The sequence below is a fragment of the Sphingopyxis bauzanensis genome (assembly GCF_002205675.1).
In the GTDB taxonomy this organism is placed as follows: Bacteria; Pseudomonadota; Alphaproteobacteria; order Sphingomonadales; family Sphingomonadaceae; genus Sphingopyxis; species Sphingopyxis bauzanensis.
In genome coordinates, this window is the sequence record NZ_NISK01000002.1 from 651,661 (window position 1) to 669,097 (window position 17,437).

Annotated in this window: 18 protein-coding genes; 11 read left to right on the plus strand and 7 right to left on the minus strand. The window is 60.3% G+C overall.

All coding sequences use genetic code 11. The features are described from left to right. The first annotated feature begins 66 nt into the window (after window positions 1-66). The 6 genes from alr (at window position 67) to CDQ92_RS09780 (ending at window position 4,973) form a co-directional block, all read left to right on the plus strand. Window positions 67-1,206, plus strand: coding sequence for an alanine racemase (gene alr, locus CDQ92_RS09755; protein WP_088441167.1), 1,140 nt, complete (start codon window positions 67-69; stop codon window positions 1,204-1,206). After that, window positions 1,203-2,459, plus strand: a complete 1,257-nt coding sequence (locus CDQ92_RS09760) for a D-amino acid dehydrogenase (RefSeq protein WP_088441168.1) — start codon at window positions 1,203-1,205, stop codon at window positions 2,457-2,459. Before alr ends, CDQ92_RS09760 begins: the two co-directional genes overlap by 4 nt. Window positions 2,460-2,479: 20 nt before the next feature. Next, complete coding sequence (locus CDQ92_RS09765) at window positions 2,480-2,827, plus strand: RidA family protein (protein WP_088441169.1); 348 nt, start codon at window positions 2,480-2,482, stop codon at window positions 2,825-2,827. Window positions 2,828-3,152: 325 nt separating this feature from the next. Further along, window positions 3,153-3,554 carry a nucleoside diphosphate kinase regulator gene (rnk, locus tag CDQ92_RS09770; protein ID WP_308423612.1) on the plus strand — a complete coding sequence of 134 codons (402 nt, stop codon included), beginning with the start codon at window positions 3,153-3,155 and terminating at the stop codon, window positions 3,552-3,554. 78 nt (window positions 3,555-3,632) lie between these two features. Then, window positions 3,633-4,502, plus strand: a complete 870-nt coding sequence (locus CDQ92_RS09775; protein WP_088441171.1) for a universal stress protein — start codon at window positions 3,633-3,635, stop codon at window positions 4,500-4,502. A 282-nt stretch (window positions 4,503-4,784) separates the two neighbouring features. Beyond that, on the plus strand, window positions 4,785-4,973 hold the full coding sequence (locus CDQ92_RS09780) for a hypothetical protein (RefSeq protein ID WP_088441172.1): 189 nt from the start codon (window positions 4,785-4,787) through the stop codon (window positions 4,971-4,973). Between the two features lie 359 nt (window positions 4,974-5,332). Here the strand turns inward: CDQ92_RS09780 and CDQ92_RS09785 are convergent, their stop codons facing one another. The 3 genes from CDQ92_RS09785 to CDQ92_RS09795 form a co-directional block, all read right to left on the minus strand. After that, window positions 5,333-5,824, minus strand: coding sequence for an Lrp/AsnC family transcriptional regulator (locus CDQ92_RS09785; protein ID WP_088441173.1), 492 nt, complete (start codon window positions 5,822-5,824; stop codon window positions 5,333-5,335). 380 nt (window positions 5,825-6,204) lie between these two features. Further along, the gene (gene mreB / locus CDQ92_RS09790) at window positions 6,205-7,218 is read right to left on the minus strand and encodes a rod shape-determining protein (RefSeq protein ID WP_088441174.1); all 1,014 of its coding nucleotides are present in this window, start codon (window positions 7,216-7,218) and stop codon (window positions 6,205-6,207) included. 801 nt (window positions 7,219-8,019) lie between these two features. Further along, a complete protein-coding gene (locus CDQ92_RS09795; RefSeq protein WP_188682343.1) occupies window positions 8,020-8,685 on the minus strand; it encodes a trimeric intracellular cation channel family protein in 666 nt (221 codons plus the stop codon). 469 nt (window positions 8,686-9,154) lie between these two features. Between CDQ92_RS09795 and CDQ92_RS09800 the strand changes: the two genes are divergently transcribed. Continuing rightward, on the plus strand, window positions 9,155-10,831 hold the full coding sequence (locus tag CDQ92_RS09800) for an MFS transporter (RefSeq protein ID WP_088441516.1): 1,677 nt from the start codon (window positions 9,155-9,157) through the stop codon (window positions 10,829-10,831). 703 nt (window positions 10,832-11,534) lie between these two features. Then, window positions 11,535-11,666 (plus strand): hypothetical protein, encoded by a 132-nt coding sequence (locus tag CDQ92_RS21815; protein WP_268239155.1) that lies wholly within the window; start codon window positions 11,535-11,537, stop codon window positions 11,664-11,666. A 370-nt stretch (window positions 11,667-12,036) separates the two neighbouring features. On the opposite strand, the gene CDQ92_RS09805 is transcribed toward CDQ92_RS21815, so the two are convergent. From CDQ92_RS09805 to CDQ92_RS09820, 4 genes are all read right to left on the minus strand, one after another. Then, window positions 12,037-12,888 carry a nucleotidyl transferase AbiEii/AbiGii toxin family protein gene (locus tag CDQ92_RS09805; protein WP_088441175.1) on the minus strand — a complete coding sequence of 284 codons (852 nt, stop codon included), beginning with the start codon at window positions 12,886-12,888 and terminating at the stop codon, window positions 12,037-12,039. Then, on the minus strand, window positions 12,881-13,522 hold the full coding sequence (locus CDQ92_RS09810) for a type IV toxin-antitoxin system AbiEi family antitoxin domain-containing protein (RefSeq protein WP_229667323.1): 642 nt from the start codon (window positions 13,520-13,522) through the stop codon (window positions 12,881-12,883). Before CDQ92_RS09810 ends, CDQ92_RS09805 begins: the two co-directional genes overlap by 8 nt. A gap of 674 nt (window positions 13,523-14,196) precedes the next feature. After that, a complete protein-coding gene (locus CDQ92_RS09815) occupies window positions 14,197-14,436 on the minus strand; it encodes a putative quinol monooxygenase (RefSeq protein WP_088441176.1) in 240 nt (79 codons plus the stop codon). A gap of 314 nt (window positions 14,437-14,750) precedes the next feature. After that, window positions 14,751-15,161, minus strand: a complete 411-nt coding sequence (locus CDQ92_RS09820) for a hypothetical protein (RefSeq protein ID WP_088441177.1) — start codon at window positions 15,159-15,161, stop codon at window positions 14,751-14,753. Between the two features lie 143 nt (window positions 15,162-15,304). Here CDQ92_RS09820 and CDQ92_RS09825 point away from each other — a divergent pair, with 143 nt between their 5' ends. From CDQ92_RS09825 to CDQ92_RS09835, 3 genes are read left to right on the plus strand one after another with little or no spacing between them, the layout of a single operon-like run. Then, window positions 15,305-15,790, plus strand: a complete 486-nt coding sequence (locus CDQ92_RS09825; RefSeq protein WP_088441178.1) for a GFA family protein — start codon at window positions 15,305-15,307, stop codon at window positions 15,788-15,790. Beyond that, the gene (purT, locus tag CDQ92_RS09830) at window positions 15,787-16,965 is read left to right on the plus strand and encodes a formate-dependent phosphoribosylglycinamide formyltransferase (protein WP_088441179.1); all 1,179 of its coding nucleotides are present in this window, start codon (window positions 15,787-15,789) and stop codon (window positions 16,963-16,965) included. Before CDQ92_RS09825 ends, purT begins: the two co-directional genes overlap by 4 nt. Further along, entirely contained in the window at window positions 16,962-17,423 is a 462-nt protein-coding gene (locus CDQ92_RS09835; RefSeq protein WP_088441180.1) for an AAC(3)-I family aminoglycoside N-acetyltransferase, read from the plus strand. Before purT ends, CDQ92_RS09835 begins: the two co-directional genes overlap by 4 nt. Window positions 17,424-17,437: the final 14 nt, after the last annotated feature.

Consider the following 17,437-nt stretch of genomic DNA (forward strand, 5'->3'; position numbering starts at 1 on the left):
ATCTTAGTGGATTCGGCGAAAAATTGCGCATGACACGCGTTATCCTCGAGTGCGAGGGAGATCAAATTGGAATCGCCAGCGCCGCCCCACTCGAGCCGCCTCATCATCGATTGCGATGCGATCGCGGCGAACTACCTTCGCCTCGTTGAGCATGTCGCGCCGGCAAAGTGCGGAGCGGTCATCAAGGCGAATGCATATGGCCTGGGCGTAGCGGAGGTGGCGGCCGCTCTTCTCCATTCCGGCTGCCGCAGCTTCTTCGTCGCCCGGTTGGGCGAGGCCGAGCAGCTTCGCCGTATCGCAGGATCGGGTTTCGACATCACCATCCTCAATGGCCTCGACCCGGGAAGCGAGGCGGCCTGCGCCGATGCGGGTTTCATTCCTGCCCTGAATTCGGCCTCGCAACTCGCCGCCTGGCGAGCACACGCACGATCTGCCGCGCGCCCCTTGCCCGCCGCGCTTCAGATCGACACCGGCATGTCGCGCCTCGGTTTATCTCACGATGCGGCGCTGGAAGCTGCGAACGACCCCGTTTTGGCAAAGGAGGTCGACCTCAAGCTTCTGATGACCCACCTCGCCTGCGGCGACGAGCCCGCGCGCGGAGTAAATAGCGAACAGCTGCGCCGGTTCGAGGCGATCGCCGCGCATTTCCCGGGCGTGCCGAAGTCGATCTCGAATAGTGCGGGCGCCTTCCTCCCAAGCACCTTCCACCGCGAATTGGTCCGTGCTGGCGTCGCGCTGTTCGGCGTCGCTCCCGTGCCGGAGGCCATGAGCCTGCAGCCCGTGGTGCGCCTTGAAGCCCGGATCCTTCAGATCCGCAACATCGAGGCAGGCACCAGGGTCGGCTATGGTCTCGAGCATATTGCGCCAGCGTCTCAGTGGCTTGCGACGATCGCGATGGGCTATGCCGATGGCTGGCCGCGGAGCCTCAGCGGTAAAGGTGCGGCCTGGCATAAGGGCGTACGACTTCCCATTGTCGGCCGCATTTCGATGGACAGCCTCACGATCGATATCAGCGCGCTCGGCGAAGACCGTTTGACGGAAGGAGATTTCGTGGAGTTGCTCGGCCCCGCGCAATCGCTCGCGGATGTCGCGCGCGATGCCAACACCATCACTTATGAAATACTGACGGGACTTGGACTGCGACATGCTCGCTTTGTCATCGAGAAAGGCCGGATGCGAGCCGTGCACAAACGAGCAGCGGCATGAGAATCATTGTCCTCGGCGCAGGTGTGGTCGGCGTAACCTCGGCATTTTATCTTGCCGAAGCAGGACATGAGGTCGTGCTGGTTGATCGGCAACCGGGGCCCGCGCTCGAGACGAGCTTCGCCAATGCCGGGGAAATTTCGCCCGGCTATGCGTCGCCCTGGGCGGCGCCCGGCATTCCGGTCAAGGCAATGCGCTGGCTGTTCATGAAGCATGCGCCGCTGATTATGAGCCCCCGAATCGATATGGCGATGCTGCGGTGGATCTTCGCTATGCTACGAAACTGCACGCCCGCCCGCTATGCGCTCAACAAGAGTCGCATGGTGCGGCTTGCTGAATACAGCCGCGACGAGTTGATCGCGCTGCGTGGACGGCTAACGCTCGACTATGACCAGCGCTCATTGGGCACGCTCCAACTTTTCCGGACCCAGGAGCAGTACGACGACAGCGCGGACGATATCGCGGTGCTTCAGCGCTACGGCGTCGCGTATGAACTGCTCGGCCGCGACGGCTGCGTCGATGCCGAGCCCGGTCTCTCCGCCGCGCAGGGCCGCTTCGTCGGTGGCCTTCGCCTCCCCGCCGACGAGACCGGCGATTGTCACCTGTTCACCCGCCAACTTGCCGGTCTCCTCCCCGCGATGGGGGTTGAGCTGCGCTATGACACGCCTATCGCCGGGCTCGATATGCGCGCGGGTCGCGTTGAAAGTGTCCGGACCGCTGCCGGATTGATCCGCGGCGACGCCTATCTGGTGGCGCTGGCCAGCCACTCCCCGCCCCTCCTCCGTCAGGCCGGGCTCTCGCTGCCGGTCTATCCCGTGAAGGGCTATTCGATCACCCTGCCCGTCGCCGACGCCGCGCGCGCGCCGGTGTCGACCCTGCTCGATGAAAGCTACAAGATCGCGATCACGCGGCTCGGCGACCGAATCCGGGTCGGGGGCATGGCCGAACTCTCGGGCTTCGATGACCGGCTGCCAGCCCAGCGCGAAGCGACTCTGCGCCATTCGCTGGGCGACCTGTTCCCCGGGGGAGCCGACATGGCCGCGCCATCGCAGTTCTGGAGCGGATTTCGGCCAATGACGCCCGACAGCACCCCGATCATTGGTACCACGCCGGTCGCGAACCTATTTCTCAACACCGGACACGGGACGTTGGGCTGGACGATGGCGTGCGGGTCGGGACGCCTTGTTGCATCGCTGATCGGCGGCGAGCCTCCGCCGATTGACCCTGCCGGTTTCGGCATCGAACGCTACATGTAAACCATGAGGAAAGGCATATTATGACTATCGAACGACTTCATTCGGGGCCGCGCATGAGCCAGGCGGTGATCCATAACGGGCTTGTCTATCTCGCCGGCCAGATCGGCGCGCCCGGCGAGGATACGGCTGCGCAAACGAATGCGGTGCTCGACAAGATCGACACCCTCCTCGCCGAGGCGGGGACCGACAAGTCGCATATTCTGACGGCGACGATCTGGCTCGCCGACATGGAAGACTTCGGCGCGATGAACGCGGTCTGGGACCAATGGATCGGCGGCGCCAACGCTCCTGCCCGCGCCACCGGCGAAGTGATGCTCGCGACGCCGGACTACCGCGTCGAGATCATCGTGACCGCCGCCCTTCCCTGACCGCAGCCGGGCTGCCCTACACGGCTAGTTGCGGCGGCCCACAACCCGGAAGCGGTGCCGCCGCGGCCCGCCGCGTCGGCCGGCCTTGGCTGCCGCGGTTGACTCGACACTCGATGCGGCCCATCATACCGCCATGCATCATGCACAGCATCTATGCCGTTTTCGAACCGAAAGTGGACAGCTTCTCGCGGGCTAGTTGCCCCCGGTCACATGTGCTTTGCGCTCCTGACCCGGGGGCCATCCTTTCAAAATTCGCCACGCTGAATATTCTATGAGCGCCCCTTTGTGCGCGCGCTCGCCCGTGAAAGTAAGAAACATGACAAAAATGAAACATTCCAAACGCCCTCCTATCCATATGATTGACAGTGAAGCCGATGTGCTGGGCGATCTGGCGCTCGCGGCTGCCGAACGGTCGCCCCAGGTGTCCGCGATGTTGCTCGACGAGATGACACGTGCGAAATTTTACAGTCGCGAGCGAATTCCGGCTGACGTTGTCATCATGGGGGCGACGGTTGAGTTCAATGACGCCCATGGCTCGACCCGCTCAGTGAAACTCGTCTTTCCGAAGGACGCTGACATCTCCGACGGCCGCATTTCGATCCTGACGCCGGTCGGCGCCGGATTGATCGGCCTCCGCGAGGGCCACTCGATCTTGTGGCCGGACCGCGAAGGTCATGAACGCGAGTTGACGATCGTGCGCGTGCGGCAGGAGGTCAGCGCACCATGAATCACGATTTGCGGTCGGAAAGCGAGGTTCGCACAATCGCCTTTAGACCGGCCGCGACGTCTTGACTGGAGTCCTCAAATGATCGCCGAATCAACGTCGCCCCGCAGAATCCTTCTAGCAACGGACCTCAGCTGCCGCAGCGACCGCGCCCTCGATCGAGCCTTCGCGCTCGCAGAGCAGTGGGCGGCGGAGCTGATCGCCGTCACGGTTGCGGAAACGACGGCGACCGATATGCTCGACGAGCGCCCCCGCAAATGGCGCCGTCAGGCCGATACGACCGAGCGCATGCGCTGGCGGCTTGCGCGCGATGTGGGAGGAAAAGCGACCAATATCCGGATGATCGTCGCGGAGGGAGAAGCTGCATCTGCGATAAGCGCGATCGCGCAGCGCGAGCAATGCGACTTGATCGTGACGGGCTTTGGCCATGACGCGACGCTGGGCCGCATCTTCTTGGGTAGTACCGTCGATCGGCTTGTGCGGGAAACCCGCATTCCCATTCTTGTCGTCCGCGAACGAACGGCCGGCGCCTATGCCCGGGTGCTGGCAACAACCGACGCGTCGGAGGAGTCGCTGGAGGCCTTGCGCGTGGCCTCGGCTCTTTTCCCCGCGGCCGCGCTCACTCTCTTCCATGCCTTTGATTATCCTTACTCGAGCCTGATTGACGATCGCGACTTCTCGCACGAGACGGGACTAAAAGAAGCGGAATTGAACCAGCTTCTGCAGAGTGGGACATTTCAGCGCGACCCTCTAAAGCAAGCGGTCAAGACGGTCGCCCGATTTGGTTCCCCCGAAGCGCTGCTGCCCGACTATGTCGAGGATCATTGCATCGACCTCACGGTGGTTGGCAGCAACGGCCATGGAGCATTGTTTGATGCCTTGGTTGGCAGCACCCACCGCAAGCTTCTCGATACACTGGAGGGGGATATGCTCATCGTGCGCGAGAGCTGATCAGGTCCGGGGATGGCTCGCAGCATCGCGGCCGCCCGCAAATATCCCTCCCAAAACCAGCATCGCGGCCAGGATTGCAGCGACTCCAACCGGCGCCGCCTGACCATTGGCCGCATAATGGCGACCAAAGCCCACAGAAAGGTTATGGCGTAGGCGAGGTTCCCTCTGCCGCGCGCGACCGCGAACGCCGCGAGCGCGCCGCCAAGAAGGAGCACTGCTGCGCCGATCAGCGGAGCGGCGGCATCGCTGGCCTCAATACCGTGAAAGCGCAGGCTCGCGCTGATGTTCACGATCGATGCGGCGGTCAGCCACGCGGCAAGCACGCTGAGCGGAACAACGACACCCCCGATTTCAGCCGGTGTGGGCTTCGAATTCCACGATGAGATCTGGCGGCAGATTACCAGCAGGCATGCCGGCGTCCACAAGATGATCACGGCCGAAATGGCGCTAAGACCGAAGAACTGCGTGTAGGCCGCCCAAAACGCATTGCCGAGAAACGCAACCGCGGCCGGCCAACGGAGAGTTGAGAGCAGAGTATTTTCACGCTGCGAGGGCACGAGCTGAAAAAACGCGAACACAATCGAGCCCGCATAGAGCGGGCCCCATATGGAAAAGGCCTAGCCCGCGGGCATTAGCAGCGTGCGGACCGAATCAGACTGCGATCCGATGGGCGACCCATGCCAAGTTCGGGAAGTAGTGGAGTTAGGATCTGCAGACAGGCGCACGCGACAACAGCAACTACGGCGAGCGTCGATGCGCCTCGATCGCTGGTACGGGTCATCGCGGGATTACCATTCCGCGCGCGATTGGTTGCGGTCAACCCGTTCGCGCTACCGGTCCGCGTGTCGCTCGGCGACCGGATAACCTTTAAAGACCTTCGGCTTGTCCATGAGCACATGGGTCGTCACACTGCCGACTCCATAGTCCCCGCCAACCAGCGCTTCGCGAAGCTCGGTCCAATGCTGCATATTGCGGACGACGATCTTCAGAAGATAGTCGATACGGCCGCTTACATGCGAGGCCTCGACGATTTCCGGTGTCGCCGACAGCACGCCTTCAAAACGTGCCTGCTCGTCGGGCGCCCGTCCCTCGAGCGTGATCTCGACGAACAGGACAAGGCCTACATCGACGCAAAAAGGGTCAAGACGAGCGTGATAGCCCTGAATGATGCCGAGAGCTTCGAGCCGACGCACGCGCGCGAGGCAGGCGCTCGGCGACAATGCAATGCGCGAAGCGAGCGCCTGGTTGGTGAGTCGCGCCTCATCTTGGAGATGCCGCAGAATCTTTCGGTCGATGCGGTCGAGTGAATAATCGTTGGCCATAGCTCGGCACGACCGCAGAATCCGCGGCGCGCGTCAAGCTCTTCGACGCCACCTGCGGTGCGGGTACGGCTATATTTGCGCTCACACAGTAGGCTCACCATTATAAGGAGTATTCAGAATGTCCGTCAGTGAAAATCTCTGGACGCTGATCTTTGCCATGATCGTCGCGGTTGGCCTCCCGACGACAATCCTTGCAGTGGCCCTCATCGCCAACTGATCCCTGCGATCGTAGGCTGTCTCTATCTAGTCGCGAGCTTCCCCGGAGTCACCAACAGCTGGTTGCTTAGTTGGAACTGCGGCGTGATTCTCAGCTATTTTCTCCGTCGCCGGTGCGGCAGCCGATAAGCAGGGCCGGGCACTTCTCCAGCGCGCATCCGAAGTCAGTTCGCCGGGTCCCCGCCTTGAAGAAGGCTAAACAGGCCCCGGGCGACGCATAGGCTCGAATCGTTCGCGATCGTCACACTGAGACCGGTTCCGGCTTCGATCTTCTCCCGAAGCGCCGGCGTCGCCGCTCCGCCGCCGGTAAGCAGAATGCCTTGACCGAGAAGGTCCTTGCTCAACTCGGGCGGCGTTTGAGCAAGCACCTCAAGGATAAGATCGACGATGTGCTGCGCATGTCGCTCGATCACTTCGGCAAACTCGATCGGCGCAATCCGGATGGCAGTTGGCAAACCCGACACGAGGCTCCGTCCCTTGACGTCAACAGGATCGGCTGCGCCGCCTCTCGAGCTAGCTTCGCCGATGGCATATTTGATGCGCTCGGCAGTGCCGCGGCCGACAAGCAGCTTATGACCGACGTGAAGATAATCGATGATCGCAGCATCGAGTTCAGCGCCGCCACCGCGCAGCGAACGCGTGAGACATACCCCTCCTAGCGACAAGAGGGCGACCTCGGTGGTCCCTGCGCCGCAATCGACGATGATCGTTCCTTGCGGTGCTTCGATCTCCAGGTTCGCGCCGATCGCCGCAGCTAGCGGTTCCGGTACGAAGCAAACTGGGTTGAGCCCCGCATCCTGCGCGGCCGTCAGCATTGCGTTTCGTTCGGCTTGTGTCACGTCGGCGGGCAAGCCGATCATGACGCGCGGGGACCTAAACGAACGGCGTTTGATCGCTTGCGACGCCGCATAGCGAAGCAAATGTGTGGCGGCTTCGATATCCTGGAGAACCCCGCGCCGTAATGGTCGCCGCACGCGCATGCCCGCTGGCGTTCTGTCCGTCATCGCATAAACCGGCGCACCCGCAGCAACAAACCGCGGCCGATCGCGCAGTCCCGCGAGACAACAAAGCGAGGGTTCGTCAAATATGACGCCACCGTCGCGGTGGATCATGCGTACATTCGCGGTCCCGAAATCAATCGCGATTTCGGCCGGCCAGCCAGTGTGTTTCGAGGTCATGACATCCTCTAGCAAGGCGTGTCGGATCTGTCTCGAATAACCCGGCCGCACGGTTCTTTAACCAGAAACGAATATTGTGTATCGGCCGCACGGGGCAGAAAGACCGCGACCCCTTCCCGCGCCGTGCGTGCACCGGCATGTCCTAAGCAGCGAATATCGTCGGAGTGCAAATGGCGCGAGTTTCGTTCGCACATGACCTTTGCGTTTTTCCGTTTCCACGCGCGTGTCCGAACTTTGAGCACCTCATCCTGATCGGCGACGACTGGGGGCTTCGTTTGCTCCAAGTGCAATTTCGTCGATCGAGCCGCCCAAATCAGCGCGCCGGTGAAATTCCTCCAAGGTTTCGGTGTCGATGTACCCAACGATCTCGCCGGTCAGGAACTCCGTCCATACTCCGATTTAATTGGGGGAACCTGTTTTTCCCTGCGTATTCCGAAGGGCGGCGATTTTCGACGAGCACCAAATCGGATCCATCGTCGCCAACGCATCGTTGGCGCGCCTGCCGGCTAGCAGATCAAGGCGCGTCGTCGGAACCGATGAGCCCACCTTCCCCTTCCAGGCGAGCGACCTGTCCGACGTCCTGGCGCGTGAATTTTAGCCTGAGGCCGGCCCCCAATCCGTCGACTCTTCCACTAGGACGAGTCCGAAATGATAGAGCCCTTGCTTCAGGCGCTGGACATGCTCCATGAAGATGGTCCGCGATGAACAGGTGTGGATGCCAAAATAATACTCGGGCGCACACCAACGCCGAGGCGCACTTCATTACAGTTCGGGATCGGTAAAAAAGTCCGAGTTGACGGGTCACTTTTCTGAAAAGGGGTGCTCACGGCTTTCTCTTGCAAGCGGAAGTTGCCATCCCCGCCGAATTGCCGTCATTCGTAGACAGAAACATGCCAGCCCCCCGGCGAGTGCAGTGGCGACGATGGGAAAATGAAGCATGTTGCCGCCTACTACCACCGCGGCGCCCACCAATGCCGCCACGGCATAAAAATCGGAACGAAGCACGGTCGGTATTTCAGCAAGCAATACGTCGCGTGCGACACCCCCGCCGATACCGGTCAGCATCCCGAGCAGTGCCGCCATGACCGGACTCAATCCGAAAACTAATGCTTTCTCGGCTCCCGCGACTGCGAACAGCGCCAGTCCAAGTGAATCGAGCATGCGTACGGGATTACGCAGCCTCTCGATCAATGAGGACCAGAAAAAGCACAACAGTCCGGCCGCAAGCGACACCGCGAGATAGCGCCAATCCTGCAGCGCCGCGGGCGGCGCCGCGCCGATAAGCAAGTCGCGGGCAATCCCGCCTGAGGTAGCGGCTGCAAATGACAGAACAAGAATGCCGAAAATGTCCAGCCTCCGCCTGACGCCAGCCATCGCGCCGCTTAATGCAAAAGCGAATGTACCGCAAAGGTCGAGAATGAGCACCAGTGTGCGCAAAAGTTCATCGGCCGCGTGCGAGTCAAGCATCGTTGGTCGCCTTCAATTACGAGAGGGATCGTAGTCCCCAGCAATCCTGTCGAGGCAGCGTGAAACGTGCTGCCGCTTTTACCATGGACAGGTCGGCGGCATCGAGCAACCAAAGGCGAGCGAGACGGAGATGATCGTGAAGCTAAGTCGTTGTAGGATCGCCGGATCAAGTGAACCGTCGGTGACAAGGGTAAACATCCCAATGGGCCGTCCAGTGCGCTACACGTCCAGATCCCGGATCGCAGCGGCACGACGTGCGCGAGGTCGATTGCGATCAGCAGGACACGGGGGTGTTCTGCGCATCAAGCCACCCGAATAGCTGATCGGTCAATCAATCCGCCTACCGGGGATGCAAGTTGGGCTCGCCAACAAGGCCGGGGGGCTATACCGCCGGTGCCAAACCCGTCATGCCAATATTGTGCTGATTTCGCGACGGCCCGGGACGGGGAGGCTCAATACGAAAGCGATCATGAACGATACGCCGCAATTCAGTTCCAAGGCACCACCCTCTGCTTTCGCCCCGTTCCGGCACGAAATTTTCCGTTCGGTGTGGATCGCCACTCTGGTCTCTAGTTTTGGTGGGATGATCCAGGGGGTCGGCGCCGCTTGGATGATGGTCGCACTTGGCGCTTCGGCACAGATGGTGACGCTGGTGCAAGCGTCGATCACGCTGCCGATCGTAATGCTTGCGCTTGTCGCTGGTGCGCTCGCGGACGCGTTCGACCGCCGCAAGCTTATGCTTGTCGCTCAGACATTCATGTTCGCCATATCGACGATATTGGCGGTCTGCGCTTATCTTGATCTGATCACGCCATGGTCCTTGTTGCTTTTCACCTTCCTGATCGGGTGCGGCGCCGCGCTGAATGCTCCGGCGTGGCAGGCGTCGGTTGGCGCGATGGTTCCGCGCGAGGACGTGTCCTCGGCGGTCGCGATGAACAGCATGGGCTTCAACTTGGCGCGCAGCGTTGGGCCAGCGATCGGTGGTTTGCTCGTCGCCGCAGCCAGCGCCGCGGCAGCGTTCACGGTCAACGCCCTCAGTTATGTCGGGCTTATCGGCGTGTTGCTCGGTTGGCGAACCGAGCAGGAGAAGCCTATCCTGCCGCGCGAGCGCCTCGGACATGCGATCATGTCGGGTATCCGATATGTCGCGATGAGCCCCAATATCAATTCCACGCTTGTGAGAGGGTTGGTGACGGGCATCGGCGCAAGTTCCGTGTCCGCTTTGATGCCCCTGATCGCGCGCGACCTGATCAGCGGCGGTCCAACCATCTATGGTCTTCTGCTCGGAGCCTTTGGCGTCGGAGCAGTCGCCGGAGCCTTCAGTTCGCACCGCCTGCGCATAACCTATTCGAACGAGTGGATCGTCCGCCTTGCGCTGATTAGCTCAGCCGTTGGCATCGCGATTGCCGCCGTTAGCACCACGATCGGCCTGACGATGGCCGCTATGATGCTGTGCGGTCTTGGCTGGGTGCTAATCGTCTCAATTCTCAACGCGACGGTCCAGATGTGGGCGCCTCGCTGGGTTGTCGCACGTGCCTTGTCGCTATATCAGATGGCGACTTTCAGCGGCATGGCGGGCGGCGCATGGCTGTGGGGCTATGTCACTCAGCAGTCGGGCATTAAGGCGGCGTTGCTGATCGCGGCATTAGTGCAGCTCGGCTGCGCGCTGCTCGGGCGCTGGTTCCACCTTCCCGAAACGGAAGACATGAACCTCGACCTGCTGACATTTAACGAGCCGGCCACGATAGTGCCCGTACAAGGCCGCACGGGGCCCGTCATTATCACCATCGAATATCGCATTGCGGAGAGGGACATCGTCGCCTTTCTCTGCGTGATGGCCGAGCGCAAGGTTATCAGGCGCAGAAATGGCGCTCGGCGATGGTCCCTATTGCGCGACCTTGCCGACCCAGAGTTATGGATCGAGCGTTATCACAGTCCGACCTGGACGGAATATCTGCGTCACAATGGCCGCTTCACTGAGGACGACGCACTCATCAACGAACGCGTCTCGGCGCTTCACATGGGATCAGATCGACCGCTCGTTCGTCGTCTTCTCGAGAGACAGACTGGCTTCCCGCCCGCAGCATCCCTGCCCGACGCGACCGAATGGACCACCCCCATGACGGATCAATCGCGCCTTTCCTGAAAAATTCGTTTCAAGGTTCGATCAAAAAGGCTGACAATGCTTGATTAATATTTTTGGAGCTCTATCTTATAGCCATGGCAACCGAAATCAGTTCTATTTGGCTTCGTAGCACGGAAAAACTGCTAACGCTCTAGCCAGCCCCGCCCGGATGATTTGAAATTCGGGAACTGGGGGCCATTTCTCAAGCAATGAAGCGCGGATAATATCCAGCCTGCTTGAATTTTAAAATATCCAATATTCGTTGAAAGAAGCGCATCTGATGCGATTTCTTTTTTAAGTATCACGCACTCTGGGCGGCTTCGCGAGAGAGTCTGGTCGTTGATCGCTTGCGATCGGGGACAGGCCGCATCGTCACGCCAGCTCGGATTGAAAGAGATGATGATTGTGCCAACCTCCATTCCGCAGTCGCCGGACAAGATAACTTCTGCAGATCGAATTCAGGAAGCGAACCAATTCAAGTTGAGGTTAAAAGTACTGATCTTTTTCTCTGTCGCGTCCATCAACGTAGCCTTGATTGCTATGTTTTCGGCAAACCCTTGACCTACGGTCGTTCGAGGACCTGACAATGAACTATAGAAAAGCCAATCTCGTGCCACCGCAACCGCTTGGATGAGCCTGATCCGGATGCACATAAACTTCCGGATCAGGTGTGCAGCAGACAGAGCAACGACCTTTTATGAAACTCGTAAACGGAGCAATCGACATGGCAAAGAAGAATCAAAGAGGAAACCGCGAGTCGCGAAAGCCCAAGAAGCAGAAAGACATATCCAGCCTCGAAAACTCGGTTTCGGCAGCGCTGAGCAAACAGCTTCCGGGCCAGCGAAAACACGCCTGACGAGATCGTTCAGGTCGTGAGGACGGGGGCTTTCTTGCCTCCCCCCAGGTGTGGGAGCCCCCGTCCGATCTCGAATTGGAGATCCCCACGAACAGGTCGCCTACGATCTGGAGTATCTTACACGGTAAGCCGCTTTGCGGTTCCAGTGCGGATGGGAGACATTCGCACCGAATTTAACGGAGGACAATGATGTCAAAGTCGCTTCTTCGTCGCTTGAAGAAAAGTCACGGTCTCATTTCGCGTTTAATTTGTGGATCGACGTTGGAGCCGAGCCCTCGTCCTGAACGATCTATTGTCTTGAATTGATGTAATTATTCGGTTTTGACCGGGGTCCCGATAGGCGCCGTTCGGGACCCCGGCATGCGCCAGTTTAAGTATAGTAATCAAGGCTATGGCTTCCGTGAGAGCGGGGTCCCACTTGAACGCTGATCCACAGATCTGCGCCAAGATCGCGCTTGAAAGCCTCCCACTGCTGCACCTTCGCGGGATCTGCGCCGAAATCGGATGTGAGAGCGTCCGGAAGCTGAGCTGGAATGGCCGTCTCACGACGATCGAACGTCGCCTTGATCGCACGAACCAGCCGATCATCCTCGAAGGCAAAGGTCGTCGCCAGCAGCCAGATGTCGTAGAAATCCTTCATGCGTGAGTTCGCGCGGCCGAGCGCGACCATCGCTTGAAACTTCTCGGCGATCACTGTCTCGCGGGCGTACGCGCGCAGCTTGGGTGCGGGCTGATCGAGCAGCGTGGGATAGTCGAGCAGTTCGGCGCCGGGTTCCAGCGCGTCGCCGAAGCCGACATCGATCGCAATGGGTACGCGTGCGCCGCCAACATCGGCGACAGCACGCAGGCGAACGCCGCCATAGTCGAGCGCTTCGCGAATGCGGTCGACGCGCAGAGTGTCGGGATTGAACAGGATCCCATCGTCGACCTCGATGGAGAGAATATCGCGAAACGTGGCCTGCATCGCGTCAGGGTCCGGATCGCCAAATCCGAGCAGATCGAGATCACGCGTTGGCCGGGCAGGGTCGTCGAACCAGGTGGTGAGAAGCATGGCTCCCTTGAGAACGAACCGCTCGGCGTGCCCTGAGATGCTGAGCCGATATAGCAGTCGCTCCAGCGCGAAGCGGACGAGGATCAAATCGAATGGCTGACCAGAGGCGCGAGCCTGGTTGAGCAGTTGCGCGCGAATCGAGGCGCCCAGATTGGTGCGCTTTTCAGCCATCGAGCGTGAGAGTTTCGAGATAGGGGGCCATTAGTGACCAGGCACCCCGTTCACGCGCACATTCCGCAATAGCTGCCGGCGTTGCTTTGCGTTGCCGCAGCGCCTCGCGCAGCGCCTCGACCGCAACGTTGAGTCCGACGGATTTTCTATGGCGAAAGCAATCGACGAGCGTACGCGGTATCGTGAACATCGAAACGCTGACGTTCTCGATTATATGGGTTTCGATGTCTGACTGTAGCAGCCTGTCCGACATCCGCACGATCCTGAGACGCGGGCCATGCTCGACGGGAGTCCACTCCTTGGGTCCAATCGCCATCCAGACCTTGCGCGGCATCTGATCTGTAAGTTCGTGATAAGCGAGGGCGGAAGTGAGGCAGACCACACCCTTCGGTACCCGCTTCGCAGCCTCCGCAAGATCATGGTTGGTATCGATCTCTGCATCGGCAAGCTGGTAGAGGCCGCGCGACAGACGAAGCACAGCGCCGTCGGTAAGCAGGCGGGACATAGTGGTTGCGGCTATACCTTCAGCGACGAGCTCGCTGATACGCATCATGCCATGCTTCGCGAGCAGGCCACGGGCCCGCTCAGCTTGCGTCTCATCCGCGTTATATTTCCTCGGAGACTGATCCATCATTACCGAGGTTTTATAACATTGCCTCTGATCCAGCAAGCAGACGAATTTCGAGCTCGATCAAATGGATTCTTGTGATTGAAGATAGAGTGTGGACCGACGTTGGAGCGGAGCCCTCCTCTCTTACGCTATTACCTTGAATTATTGGAAAAATTAGGTTTTAACCGGGATTCCGATCGGCGCCGTTCCGTACCCCCGCATGCGCCAGTTTAGGCATAGTAATCAATGCCATGGCTTCCGTGAGAGCGGGGTCCCACTCGGACGCTGATCCGTCGTACCAAATGCGCTATCCTTAGTTGCGCGCAACTAAGGGAATCAATACGCAATTAACCAAAAATCGCGCAATTAACCCGGAATCGCGCAAACTGGTGTCCATCGCGCAACCTCGGCTTGCGCGATATGCGCTCACGGGGCATGGATTGAAACCAAAGTGTGGACCGACCTTGGAGCTGAGCCTTCCTCTATAACGATCTATTGTATTGGAATTTTTGTAAAATTCGGTTCTGACCGGGATCCCGATAGGCACCGTTCGGGCCCCCGGCATGCGCCAGTTTAGGCATAGCAATCAATGCCATGGCTTCCGTGAGAGCGGGGCACCACTCGGACGCTGATCCACAGTCAAGTATCCATCAAGGGCTCTATCGAGTGGTCGAGTAATCAAGGGGTGCGCCGCGCGCTCAGGGCGACAGTTCGAACTCAGCGCTGGCGAGACCCGCAGTGTTATACACGGGGCCCTCGCGTGCGACCGCAAACTTCCGGCTAACCGCATTGGTCAGGCCGAATTGCGAGACATGGCCGAGCATGCCGCGATATTGCGGGCCGGCAAAGTGCAGCGCCAGCGCCTCGGCGCCTTCCCACTCTTCAAACACATGAATGCGCGCGGGGTGATGCGGGTCGGCGGTCCAGAAATAGCCCATGCATCCGGTCTGAGCAAATCAGGCGCGAAGCAGACATCGCAATGTTGAAATGGTCGGCGCGTTCTTATCACCGACGGTAGTTATTGCTAAGCAGCCTGCGACCAACATGTGGACAATGGAAGCGTCAGGCCCGGACGTAGCCGAATGTATTCGGATTTGAGATTTCGTCGATTAAGGGAATTTTTCTTTTGATTGCAAATGCGTAGTATTTTGGGGGACTGCCACTGGTCATTTCGAACAAAATATCATTTATTCGTTGTTTTTCAATTTGTTAGAGAGAGTTGAACTTCGAGTGGAAGTGACCGCCTTATCGGTCAGGGCGCCGCGACTTCACCAGGCCGCCAGCTCCAGATCAGGAGCAGGAGGCCGACGATAATGAACAGGGCAAAGCCCGACAGCATCCACGCGTTCACATACCATTGCTCGCCCCATTCGAACTCGCCGCCCATGATGCGCCCCCAGCCGCGAAAATGCTGCGTGGCAGCGACCGACAGGCCGAACACTGCGAACACTGCGGAAAGGTAACGCATCAGCCAGTGCGCCGGATTGGGTAGCATCAGTAACAGTCCGAGCAGACCGATGACGGTGCGTTGGCTGCGGCAATAGGGGCATTCATAAACGAGGCCGGTCAGGTCGACGGTCCAGGTCAGAATGGCAAGCGCGATAGCCGCGATACCCACCATCCGGCGATGTCGCAGCAATAACTCCGGCAAATTATCCAGCATCTTGAAATTCTCCCTCTTCCCTCCCGCTGGCTATAAGCTGCCACTGCCTGTGCGGCTAGGGGGCGACAAAGCAGCATGTTCCCGCAACATTTGATGACCGCATCGGTTGTGATGCCACCCCGTCCTTGATAGGCACAACGCCCATGGACAGGATCGAAACTCAGGCCTCGGGCGGCTGCCAATGCGGCGCGGTGCGCTATCAGGTTACCGCGGTGCTCGACACCTCGCACATCTGCCACTGCCGGATGTGCCAAAAGGCGGCGGGGAATTTTTTCGCGGCGCTGATCGGGGTTCCACGCGATGCCTTTCGCTGGACGCGCGGTACGCCCGGTATCTTCAAAAGCTCCGATCCGGTCGAGCGCGGTTTCTGCCCGACCTGCGGCACGCCGCTCACCTATGACTATCTGACAAGCAAGCATCTGAACATCACCACCGGATCACTCGATGATCCCGCTCAATTTCCGCCAAAGATGCAGTTCGGGATCGAAGGGCAGATGCCGTGGTTCGACACGCTGTCGACGGTGCAGCGCGAAGGAACGACCGAAGAAACGATGGCCGGACCCGCCGCGACGATTAAGGCGAGCAATCATCAACACCCCGATCATGACACCGAAAGCTGGCCACTATGACCCCCACCGCCACCATCCTGCTGCTCGGTTCGGGCGAACTCGGTCGCGAGTTTGTCATTTCGGCGAAGCGGCTCGGCTGCCGCGTCATCGCTTGCGACAGCTATGAAGGCGCCCCGGCGATGCAGGTTGCCGATGCCTACGAGGTCTTTTCGATGCTCGACGGCGTGGCGCTGCGCGCAACAATCGAAAGGCACCGGCCTGATCATATCGTCCCCGAGGTCGAGGCGATCCGCACCGAAGTGCTTGCCGAAGTCGAGGCCGCCGGGTTCCATGTCGTCCCGTCGGCACGCGCGGCGCAGTTGACGATGAACCGGGACGCGATCCGCGACCTGGCCGCCAGCGAACTCGGCCTCAACACCTCGACCTTCGAATATGCCGAAACGCGCGAAGCGCTGCATGCAGCCGCGGCGCGCATCGGTTTACCGCTGGTCGTCAAACCGGTGATGTCGTCGTCGGGCAAAGGCCAGAGCACCGTCAAGGACGCGGACGGCATCAACGCGGCGTGGGACTATGCCGCCGCCGGGATGCGCGGCGACCGCCTGCGCGTGATTGCCGAGGCGTTTATCGACTTCGATTATGAGATCACGCTGCTGACCGTGCGCCACAAGGATGGCGTGACCTTTTGCCCGCCGATCGGCCACCGGCAGGAACGCGGCGATTATCGCGAAAGCTGGCAGCCCGCCGCAATGTCGGACGCGGCGCTCGCGAGCGCGCAGGATATGGCGACAAAAGTCGTCGATGCGCTCGGCGGCCACGGTATTTTCGGGGTCGAGTTTTTCGTCAAGGGCGACGCGGTCATCTTTTCCGAACTCAGCCCGCGTCCGCACGACACCGGCATGGTGACTCTCATTTCGCAATCGCTGTCCGAATTCGACCTTCACGCCCGCGCCATCCTCGGCCTGCCGATTCCCGCGATCGCGGTCCCCGATGCCAGCGCGAGCGCGGTGCTGCTCGCCGATCGCGATGCAGCGAATTTCGCGATCACGGATCTGGCCGACGCCCTCGCCATTCCCAACCCCGCAACGGCGATCGATGCCCGCATATTCGGCAAACCTGTGACCCGGCCCTATCGCCGCATGGGCGTCACGCTCGCCCGGATTGCAGGCGGCACGACCGACGAGGCCAGAGCCGCAGCGGTCGCGGCAGCAGGAAAGCTTACGATCGAATATTCATGACCCCCGCTGTCCGCCGCCTCGGCCCCGATGACGTAGAAACGATGCGCGGCCTCAACGCGCTCTACGGCGAAGCGTTCGACGATCGAGAGACCTATCGCTACGACTGCCCCGACGCCGCTTGGCTGGCGCGCCAGCTCGGCAAGGATGGGATCATCCTGCTCGTCGCCGAGCAGGACGGCCTTATCGTCGGAGGCCTCACCGCTTACGATCTACCCAAGCTTGAGGCTGCGCGCAGCGAAATCTATCTATACGACCTTGCTGTCGCAAAAGCGCACCGCCGCCGCGGCATCGCCACCGCGCTGATCGCCGAGGTACAGCATATTGCCGCTGAAACCGGCGCGTGGGCGGTGTTCGTCCAGGCCGATTATGTCGATCCGCCTGCGGTCGCGCTCTACACCAAGCTTGGCGTACGCGAAGAGGTGCTGCATTTCGACCTGCCACCGCTGGCGCGAGACTAGGCCGCCCGCATCAC